General features: G+C 72.9%; 6 protein-coding genes. 3 read left to right on the top strand and 3 right to left on the bottom strand.

Going from position 1 to position 9,326, the window contains the following annotated elements; all coding sequences use genetic code 11:
* The first annotated feature begins 5 nt into the window (after positions 1-5).
* The 3 genes from IEY78_RS16955 (at position 6) to def (ending at position 3,456) form a co-directional block, all read left to right on the top strand.
* On the top strand, positions 6-1,325 hold the full coding sequence (locus IEY78_RS16955) for an HD-GYP domain-containing protein (RefSeq protein ID WP_189099115.1): 1,320 nt from the start codon (positions 6-8) through the stop codon (positions 1,323-1,325).
* Positions 1,326-1,744: 419 nt separating this feature from the next.
* Positions 1,745-2,743 carry a tetratricopeptide repeat protein gene (locus IEY78_RS16950; protein WP_189099079.1) on the top strand — a complete coding sequence of 333 codons (999 nt, stop codon included), beginning with the start codon at positions 1,745-1,747 and terminating at the stop codon, positions 2,741-2,743.
* Positions 2,744-2,811: 68 nt separating this feature from the next.
* Entirely contained in the window at positions 2,812-3,456 is a 645-nt protein-coding gene (gene def / locus IEY78_RS16945; protein WP_189099077.1) for a peptide deformylase, read from the top strand.
* Between the two features lie 76 nt (positions 3,457-3,532).
* Here def and IEY78_RS16940 read toward each other — a convergent pair whose 3' ends face one another.
* From IEY78_RS16940 to IEY78_RS16930, 3 genes are all read right to left on the bottom strand, one after another.
* The gene (locus IEY78_RS16940; RefSeq protein WP_189099075.1) at positions 3,533-5,521 is read right to left on the bottom strand and encodes a transglycosylase domain-containing protein; all 1,989 of its coding nucleotides are present in this window, start codon (positions 5,519-5,521) and stop codon (positions 3,533-3,535) included.
* Between the two features lie 183 nt (positions 5,522-5,704).
* Positions 5,705-6,757 carry a ribonucleotide-diphosphate reductase subunit beta gene (locus tag IEY78_RS16935; protein ID WP_189099073.1) on the bottom strand — a complete coding sequence of 351 codons (1,053 nt, stop codon included), beginning with the start codon at positions 6,755-6,757 and terminating at the stop codon, positions 5,705-5,707.
* Positions 6,757-9,195, bottom strand: a complete 2,439-nt coding sequence (locus tag IEY78_RS16930) for a ribonucleoside-diphosphate reductase subunit alpha (protein ID WP_229700001.1) — start codon at positions 9,193-9,195, stop codon at positions 6,757-6,759. The genes IEY78_RS16935 and IEY78_RS16930 overlap by 1 nt, the downstream gene beginning before the upstream one ends.
* Positions 9,196-9,326 lie beyond the last annotated feature (131 nt).

The following is a 9,326-nucleotide window of genomic DNA, read 5'->3' as shown; positions in this document are numbered from 1 at the left end:
CCGGCGTGCGCCGGGCCGCGGACGGTCCCGCCGCCGGTGCGCCGCGCGCCGGTGCGCCGTCCTGCGGCGCCCGCGCCGTCGTCGCCGCGGTCTACGTCCCGGCCGCGGCCCTGGCGCTCTGGTCGCTCGGCCGGACGCTGTGGGGCGGCCTGCACCAGCCCGGGATCGCGCTGGCCTTCGGGGTGCTGATCGCCGTGGGGGAGCTGGTGGGCACGGGGAGCGCGCCGGCGGCCGGGTCCGGGCGGAGGCCGGGGGAGCGGGAGGGCGCCCCGCTGGGTGCGGCCGGGGCCCTCGCGTACGCGCTGCTCGGCGCGGTCGGCGGGCGGCCCACGACCCATGGCGTCGCGCAGGTCGTGGCGGTGGTTCTGGCGGCCGGGCTGGTCGGGCTGGTGCGGCAGCTGGCGCGCGGGGCGGGGCCGGGGCCGGACCACCTCGCCCGCCGGGTGCTGAGCATCGGCTTCGCCGCCACCTGCTTCCAGCCCCTCTACAACACCGGGACGCTGCACGCCTGGGTGGCCTCCGGGCCGTTCTACCCCCTCTTCATGATCGCCCTGATGGCGCTGACCGCGCTGTGCGACGCGGTGCTGGCGGCGGTGCTGGCCCGGGCCCGTACCGGCTGGCCGTACGGGCCGCTGCTGCGAGACGAGTTGCGGGCGCTGCCGGGGATCGGCTCGGCGATCTGCGCCACCGGCGTGGTGATCGCGCTGGCCACCGCGGTCGTCGGGCTGTGGGCGCTGCCCGTCTTCTGCCTGCCGCTGCTGCTGACCCAGTTCGCCTTCCGGCGCTACGCCGAGGTGCGCGCCACCTACCGCCAGACCCTCGCCTCGCTGGCCCGCTCCACCGAGATCGCCGGCTACACCCCGCACGGCCACGCCCGCCGGGTGGCCGCGCTCAGCCGTGCCGTGGGCCGGGAACTGGGGCTGCACGGTCCGGACTTGGACGTGCTCGAACACGCCGCGCTGCTGCACGACATCGGTCAGCTCTCGCTGGTGGACCCGGTGCCGGACGGGGCGACCGCCGCGCTGCCGCCCGACCGGCAGCGCCGGATCGCGCTGCTGGGCGGCGCCGTTGTCCGGCAGACCGGGGCGCCCGCGGAGGTCGCGGTGATCGTCGAGCGGCAGGCCGATCCGTTCCGGGACCAGCCGGTCACGGCGCGTATCGTCCGCACCGTCAACGCCTACGACGACCTGTCGGGCGGCTCCGCGGGGCCGGGCGGCCCGCTGCACGCCCTGGAGCGGCTGCGGCTGGCCACCGCGCGCGACCACGAACCCCGGGTCGTCGAGGCGCTGGCCCGGGTCCTGGCGTGCGAGGGCCGCGCGGTGTGAGATGGCCGACTGCGGGCCGGCCGCAGGGGACCGGCGGCGCCCGCTCCGCGGCCGGTGGAGGGCCGTCCTGCCGTGCGCCGCCCCCGGTGGGCGCCGACGGGCCGCAGACCGCCCCGGGGCGGGCTCCGGCGGGCCCCGGACGCCGCTGCGCCGCCCCGGTCCCGCGCCGTGCGCCCGAGGTTCGGGAACCCATGGGTAATGAGCGGCCGCCGAGATGGGCATGGTTGGATGCGAAGGAAGCCCCTTCCAGGGGGATTCAGGGGGTCGGGGAAGGGCAAGGAGCCGCAGGGGAGCGGCAAACCGGGCTGAGCCCGGCGGCAATCTGTGGCAGGTTGTCGAGTAGACCCCCCGGAAGGCCCCGGGCGCCGCCCGGGGAGACCTCCCCGGCGGCAATCAAGAGCAACCAGCAGGCGGGAATCGTGAGGATCTTCGGCAAGGTACGGCACCGGCCCTCCGCCTCGTGGCGGCAGGCGACCGACCGCGCTTTCACGCTGATCGGCGACGGCCGTTACGAGGACGCGGGGGCGCTGCTGACGCGTGCCGCGGACATGGAGCCATGGCTCTCGGAGTCCTGGTTCAATCTCGCCCTGCTGCACAAGTTCCGGCACGACTGGGAGCAGGCCAGGGCGGCGGGCCTGCGCGCGGTGGCGCTGCTGGACCGGGAGTCCGGGGCGCCCGACTGGTGGAACGTGGGCATCGCCGCCACGGCCCTGCAGGACTGGCCGCTGGCCCGCCGCGCCTGGCAGGCGTACGGCCTGAAGGTGCCCGGTGACGGCTCCCCGTCCGGCGAACCGCTCGGTATGACGCTGGGCAGCGCCGCCGTCCGGCTCTCCCCGGAGGGCGAGGCCGAGGTCGTCTGGGGCCGCCGGCTGGACCCGGCCCGTATCGAGGTGCTGTCGATCCCGCTGCCGTCCTCCGGGCGGCGCTGGGGCGAGGTGGTGCTGCACGACGGCGTCCCGCACGGCGAGCGGACCACCGCCAGCGCCGACGGCGCCACCAGGGCCTATCCGGTCTTCGACGAGATCGAGCTGTGGGCGCCCTCCCCGGTCCCGACCTGGGTGGTGCTCCTGGAGGCCGCCTCGGAGGCCGACCGGGACGCCCTGGAGCGGCTGGCGGCCGACGCGGGCTTCGCCGCCGAGGACTGGTCGTCCTCGGTGCGGCTGCTGTGCCGTACGTGCTCGGAGAGTCGGATGCCCAGCGACGAGGGCGACGGCGAGCATCTGGACCCGCACGACCACAGCGAGCCCGGCCACCCCGGGCCGCTCGGGCACCGCACCGCGGGCTCGGGCTCCTTGTGGGTGCCGGAGCGCGAATGCGGCATCGCGGCGCCGTCCGCGCTGGTGCGCGGGCTGCTGGACGGCTGGGTCGCGGACAGCCCGGACACCCGGGAATGGCGGGATCTGGAAGAGGTCTGCTGAGAGCCCGGCGGCATCCCCGTAGGCTGTAGGGCGACTAACCAGGGTTTTCAGGAAGGCGTACGGCGGAGATGGCCCAGCAGCCTGTGTTTGATCAAGACGGTGACCAGCGCGTGGACGAGGCGTTCATCGACGACGTCACCGATGCCGGGGAGCGGGAGGAGGCCCACCGCGAGCGGGGCACCTCGCGGCCGATCACGGTCGTCGGCAACCCGGTGCTCCACAAGGAGTGCAAGGACGTCACGGCGTTCGACGAGGAGCTCGGCAGGCTCATCGACGACATGTTCGCCAGCCAGCGCACCGCCGAGGGGGTGGGCCTGGCCGCGAACCAGATCGGCGTGGACCTGAAGGTCTTCGTCTACGACTGCCTGGACGACGAGGGCGTCCGGCACGTCGGCGCGGTCTGCAACCCCGTCCTGGAGGAGCTGCCGGCCGAGCGCCGCGTCCTGGACGACTCCAACGAGGGCTGCCTGTCCGTGCCCGGCGCCTACGCCGAGCTGGCCCGCCCCGACTACGCCGTGGTCCGCGGGCAGGACGCCAAGGGCGAGCCGGTCGCGATCCGCGGCACCGGCTACTTCGCGCGCTGCCTCCAGCACGAGACCGACCACCTCTACGGCTACCTCTACATCGACCGGCTCAGCAAGCGGGAGCGCAAGGACGCGCTCCAGCAGATGGCCGAGCGGGAGCCGCGCTACCCCGTCGTCGCCAACGACTGACGGCGCTCACCGACGGCCCCGGCCGACGACGCAGGCGCACGGGCGCCCGGCCCACCGGCCGGGCGCCCGCCGCCGTTCACGGGGCCTGCCGGTAGGCGCTCCAGACCTTCGGCGGGATGGCCGTGCCCATCTCGCTGTCCGCGCCGCCGACGCCCTGCATCGGGAGCAGGTCGGGGGCGCCCGGCTTGTTGCGGAACATGGTGACGGCGGTGGTCGGCTCGTCGCCGTCGGCGGCGGTGGGCGTCCGGCCGGGGCGGACCGGGGCCGGGCCGTCCGCGCCGGTGCCGGGGTCCTTGCCGAGGTCCGGGACGCCGGCCGGCGGGCCGCCGATGAACCACGCCGACTTCAGCCGGTCGCCCGGCTCGGTGCGGCCGGCCGCGACCGGCCGCTTCGCCGCGGCGCCGTCGTCCTTCCCCAGCGTCCGCAGGCCCAGCTCCTCCAGGGCCCCGGACACCTGCTGGGCGACCCCGGCGTCCAGGACCTGGTGCGGCTCGGGGCGGTGCGGGCCGGGTACCGGGCGGCCGTGGTGGGTGAGCGAGGTCACCGCGTAGGGGTCGGTGTGCAGACCGCCGTTGGCGAAGGTGGTGTAGGCGCTCGCCATCCGGACCGCGCTGGGGGCCGAGGTGCCCAGCGGGAAGGTCTGCTCCAGGCGCGCCATGCTCTCCTTGCGCAGGCCCGAGGCCACCGCCAGATCCCGGATCGGCTTGAGCCCGATCTCCTTGCCGGCTTGTACGAACGGCGGGTTCTGGCCCTTGAGCAGCGCCCCGCGCAGCGTCAGGGGCAGGGCCCGGTCGGTCACCGCGGGGGGCGGGGCGGTGCGCGGTACCGGGGTGGCCGAGGCCTCCGGCGACGGCTCGTCGGACTGCCGCTGGAGCGCCGCCGCCAGCACGAACGGCTTGAAGGCGGAGCCGGCCGGGACGGCCGTGGTGTCCGCGTTGTTGCTGAAGTGCCGGGTGGCGTCCGTGCCGCCGTAGAGCGCGACGATCGCGCCGTCCTTGGGGCGGACCGACGCGGCGCCGAATTCCACGAAGGCGTCCTCGGCGCGCTTCTTCGGGTCGAGGGTGGTGCGGCGCACGTCGGTGACGGCCTTTTCCAGGCGGCGGGTGCGCTGTTTGTCGAAGGTGGTGTGGATGCGGTATCCGCCGCGCGCCAGATCCTTGTCGGTCAGGCCGGTGTCGGCCTTGATGAACTTGTTGGCGATATCGACGAGATAGCCGGTCTGGCCGGCCTGGCTGGTGGGTTTGGCCAGTGCCCGGGGCTCGGGGAAGGTGCGGTATTTCGCCCGTTCCCGCGCGCTCATCTTCCCGGTGGCGACCTGCCGGTCGAGTATCCATTTCCAGCGGGCCACCGCCCGCGCGTGATTGGCCTTGCTCAGCCCCGGGTCGTACTGCTCGGAGCCCTTCAGCAGGGCCGCCAGCAGTGCGCTCTGGCTGGGGTTCAGCTTCTTGACGTCGATGCCGTAATACGCGTGGGCGGCGGCCTGGATTCCGTAGGAACCGCGCCCGAACCAGCTGGTGTTGAGGTAGCCGCGGAGAATGTCGCGCTTCGACTTCTGGTTGTTCACCTTCAGCGCGATGACGAATTCCTTCACCTTGCGGGTGAGGGTCTGGTCCTGCGAGAGGTAGGTGTTCTTCACGTACTGCTGGGTGATGGTGGAGCCGCCCTGGGTGTCCCCGCCCGAGACCATCGCGACGAGAGCCCGGCCGATGCCCTGGAACGAGATGCCGGGGTCGCTGTAGAAGGTGGCGTTCTCCGCCGAGATCACGGAATTCTCGACGGAGTCGGGCACCTTGTCGAGCGCGACATTCTGCCGGTTGACGGCGCCCACGCTCACCATCTGGCTGCCGTCCGCCCAGTAGTAGACGGAGGCCTCCTGCCCGGCGAGCGCGTTCTCACCCGGTATGTCGACCTTCGCGTAGACCACGGCGAACAGCCCCGCCAGGCCGCCCAGGCCGAGCGCGACGGCGCTCAGCCACTGTCTCCATGACGGCAGCCACCGGCGCGGACCCTCGCGTCCCTGACGCGGATAGTCGATGAACCGGCGACGCCCCTTCGTGCCCTTCATGCCCGCATAGATGCGGTGGCCCCGGCGCACGTTGCCGAGGTAACAGAACGCTCACAAAGGGCGCCGGGGCGGGGCGAAGGGGCGTCGCGGAACGTCTTCGAGGGTTCGCCTCCCGGACACCGCTGCCGAGAACGGTCGTCCGGGAGCGAACTGCGGGAGGCGCCTGCCGGAAGGCGCCGCCGCCTAGAAGTCGTCGTCGAAGGAGACCGAGCCCTCGACCGCGACCTGGTAGGCCGAGGCGCGGCGCTCGAAGAAGTTGGTCAGCTCCTGGACGTTCTGCAGCTCCATGAAGGAGAACGGGTTCTCCGAACCGTAGACCGGTGCGAAGCCCAGCCGCTGCAGCCGCTGGTCGGCAACGCACTGGAGGTACTCGCGCATCGACGCGGTGTTCATGCCCGGCAGGCCCTCACCGCACAGGTCGCGGCCGAACTGCAGCTCCGCCTCGACGGCCTCCTTGAGCATGTCGGTGACCTGCTGCTCCAGCGTGTCGTCGAAGAGGTCGGGCTCCTCCTCGCGGACGGTGTCCACCACGGAGAACGCGAACTCCATGTGCATGGACTCGTCGCGGAAGACCCAGTTGGTGCCGGTGGCCAGCCCGTGCAGCAGGCCCCGCGAGCGGAACCAGTACACGTACGCGAAGGCGCCGTAGAAGAACAGCCCCTCGATGCACGCCGCGAAGCAGATCAGGTTCAGCAGGAAGCGGCGCCGGTCGGCCTTGGACTCCAGCCGGTCGATCTTCTCGACCGAGTCCATCCACTTGAAGCAGAACTGGGCCTTCTCCCGGATGGACGGGATGTTCTCCACGGCCGCGAAGGCGGCGGCGCGGTCGTCCGGGTCGGGGAGGTAGGTGTCCAGCAGCGTCAGATAGAACTGGACGTGCACGGCCTCCTCGAACAGCTGACGGCTCAGGTACAGCCGCGCCTCGGGGGAGTTGATGTGCTTGTAGAGCGTCAGCACCAGGTTGTTGGAGACGATCGAGTCACCGGTCGCGAAGAACGCGACCAGCCGGCCGATCATGTGCTGCTCGCCCGGCGAGAGCTTGGCGAGGTCGGCGACGTCGGAGTGGAGGTCGACCTCCTCCACGGTCCAGGTGTTCTTGATCGCGTCGCGGTAGCGGTCGTAGAACTCCGGGTACCGCATGGGGCGCAGCGTCAGCTCGAAGCCCGGGTCCAGGAGGTTCTTGGTGCCGGTGGTGGCGGTGTGGGCCGCGGCGTTCGTTTCCGGTGCGGTGGTCATTACTGGCAGGCCTCGCAGGACTCGGGGTTTTCCAGGGAGCAGGCGACCGCCTCGGGGTCGGTGGCCTGCTGCGGCACGGGCGCGGTCGCGGCGGCGCCGCCGCGGGCGGACTGGGCGATCCGGGTCGCCGGGCGCGACCGCAGGTAGTACGTCGTCTTGATGCCGCGCTTCCAGGCGTAGGCGTACATCGAGCTGAGCTTGCCGATGGTCGGCGACGCCATGAAGAGGTTCAGCGACTGGCTCTGGTCGAGGTACGGCGTACGCGCCGCGGCCATGTCGATCAGCGAGCGCTGCGGGATCTCCCAGGCGGTGCGGTACAGCGCCCGGATCTCCTCGGGGATCCAGGTGACGTCCTGCACCGAGCCGTTGGCCTCGCGCAGCGCGTCCCGGGTCCGCGCGTCCCACAGCCCCAGCGCCTTCAGCTCCTCGATGAGGTAGGCGTTGACCTGGAGGAACTCCCCGGAGAGCGTCTCGCGCTTGAAGAGGTTGGAGACCTGCGGCTCGATGCACTCGTACACGCCCGCGATGGAGGCGATGGTCGCGGTCGGCGCGATGGCCAGCAGCAGCGAGTTGCGCATGCCGGTCGACGCGATCCGGGTGCGCAGCGCCGCCCAGCGGTCGGCCCAGCGCGGCTCGGCGTTGGGGTAGTGGTCGGGGTGCAGCACCCCGCGGGCGGTGCGGGTCGCGGACCACGCCGGGTGCGGGCCGTGCCGCTCGGCGAGGTCGGCGGACGCCTCGTACGCGGCGAGCATGATCCGCTCGGAGATCCGGGTGGACAGCTCCCGCGCCTCGGGCGAGTCGAAGGGCAGCCGCAGCCGGAAGAAGACGTCCTGGAGGCCCATCAGGCCCAGACCCACCGGGCGCCAGCGGGAGTTGGAGGCACCGGCCTGCTCGGTCGGGTAGAAGTTGATGTCCACCACGCGGTCGAGGAAGGTGACGGCGGTGCGGACGGTCGCGTCCAGCCGCTCCCAGTCCATCTCGCCGTTCTCACCCAGGTGCGCCGACAGGTTGACCGATCCGAGGTTGCAGACGGCGGTCTCGCCGTCGTCCGTCACCTCCAGGATCTCCGTGCACAGGTTGGAGGAGTGCACGACGTGGCCGGGCTCGGCGGTCTGGTTGGCGGTGCGGTTGGCGGCGTCCTTGAACGTCATCCAGCCGTTGCCGGTCTGCGCCAGCGTGCGCATCATCCGCGAGTACAGCACCCGCGCCGGGATCTGCTTGACCGCCCGGCCCTCGGCCTCGGCCCGGCGGTAGGCGGCGTCGAACTCCTCGCCCCACAGGTCCACCAGCTCGGGGGCGTCCGCGGGCGAGAACAGCGACCAGTCGGCGTCCGCCTCGACCCGGCGCATGAACTCGTCCGGGATCCAGTGGGCGATGTTCAGGTTGTGGGTGCGGCGGGCCTCCTCACCGGTGTTGTCGCGCAGCTCCAGGAACTCCTCGATGTCCGCGTGCCAGGTCTCCAGGTAGACGCAGGCGGCGCCCTTGCGCCGGCCGCCCTGGTTCACGGCGGCGACCGAGGCGTCCAGGGTGCGCAGGAACGGCACGATGCCGTTGGAGTGCCCGTTGGTGCCGCGGATCAGCGAACCGCGGGCGCGGATGCGGGAGTACGACAGCCCGATGCCGCCGGCGTGCTTGGACAGCCGCGCGACCTGGTGGTAGCGGTCGTAGATCGAGTCCAGCTCGTCCAGCGGCGAGTCCAGCAGGTAGCAGGACGACATCTGCGGGTGGCGGGTGCCGGAGTTGAAGAGGGTGGGGGAGGAGGGCAGGTAGGACAGCGAGCTGGTGAGGCGGTACAGCTCGGCGACATCGTCCAGCGCGCGCTCGCTGTGGTCCTCCGCCAGGCCGCAGGCCACCCGCAGCAGGAAGTGCTGCGGGGTCTCGATGACCTGACGGGTGGTGGGGTGGCGCAGCAGGTAGCGCGAGTGCAGGGTGCGCAGCCCGAAGTAGCCGAAGCGGTCGTCGGCGCCGTCGGCCAGCGCCCGCTCGACCAGCGCGTCCAGCCGCTTCGCGTGGGTCGCCACGAACTGCGCGGTCTCGTCGGCGATCAGCCCCTCGCGGTGGCCGGTCGCGACGGACGCGGAGAACGAGACGGCGCCCTGGCCGGCGGCCTCGTCGGCGACGGCGAGGGTGAGCAGGCGCGCGGCGAGCTTGGAGTACTGCGGCTCGTCGCCGATCAGACCGGCCGCGGCATCGGTGGCCAGCGACCGCAGTTCGGCCTCGTCCGAGCCCGCGTGCCGGCCGCGCAGGGCGGCGGCGGCCACCTTGCCGGGGTCGGTCGCGGTCAGGTCCGCGGTCAGCTCGGTCAGGGTGCGCAGCAGGGCGACTCCCGGGCCGTCCTCGCCCGGACCGCCGTCGGCAGCGGCGGCACCGTTGGACACGGCCACCGCAGGCGGCACGACCTCGGCGTCTGACGCGGGCTCCGTTGGCGCGATGGTCACGTGATGCTCTCCCTCACTCGGCGGGGGCCGTGCGGGTCGGGCGCGACGGGCGCACGCGGGCATGCGGCACCCCGACACGGTCAGGGGTGCGCGGGCTCACCACGCGGCGTCCACCGGCCCAGCCCTCGGGG

It is taken from the genome of Streptomyces kronopolitis (genome assembly GCF_014646275.1).
Lineage (GTDB): Bacteria > Actinomycetota > Actinomycetes > Streptomycetales > Streptomycetaceae > Streptomyces > Streptomyces kronopolitis.
Note: the sequence above shows the minus strand (reverse complement) of the source record. Positions and strands in the feature narration are given on the sequence as shown.

Excerpts from the sequence above, each read along its gene's own strand:
- def (WP_189099077.1), top strand. The coding sequence starts at position 2,812 with ATGGCCCAGCAGCCTGTGTTTGATCAAGACGGTGACCAGCGCGTGGAC.
- IEY78_RS16940 (WP_189099075.1), bottom strand. The coding sequence starts at position 5,521 with ATGAAGGGCACGAAGGGGCGTCGCCGGTTCATCGACTATCCGCGTCAG.
- IEY78_RS16935 (WP_189099073.1), bottom strand. The coding sequence starts at position 6,757 with ATGACCACCGCACCGGAAACGAACGCCGCGGCCCACACCGCCACCACC.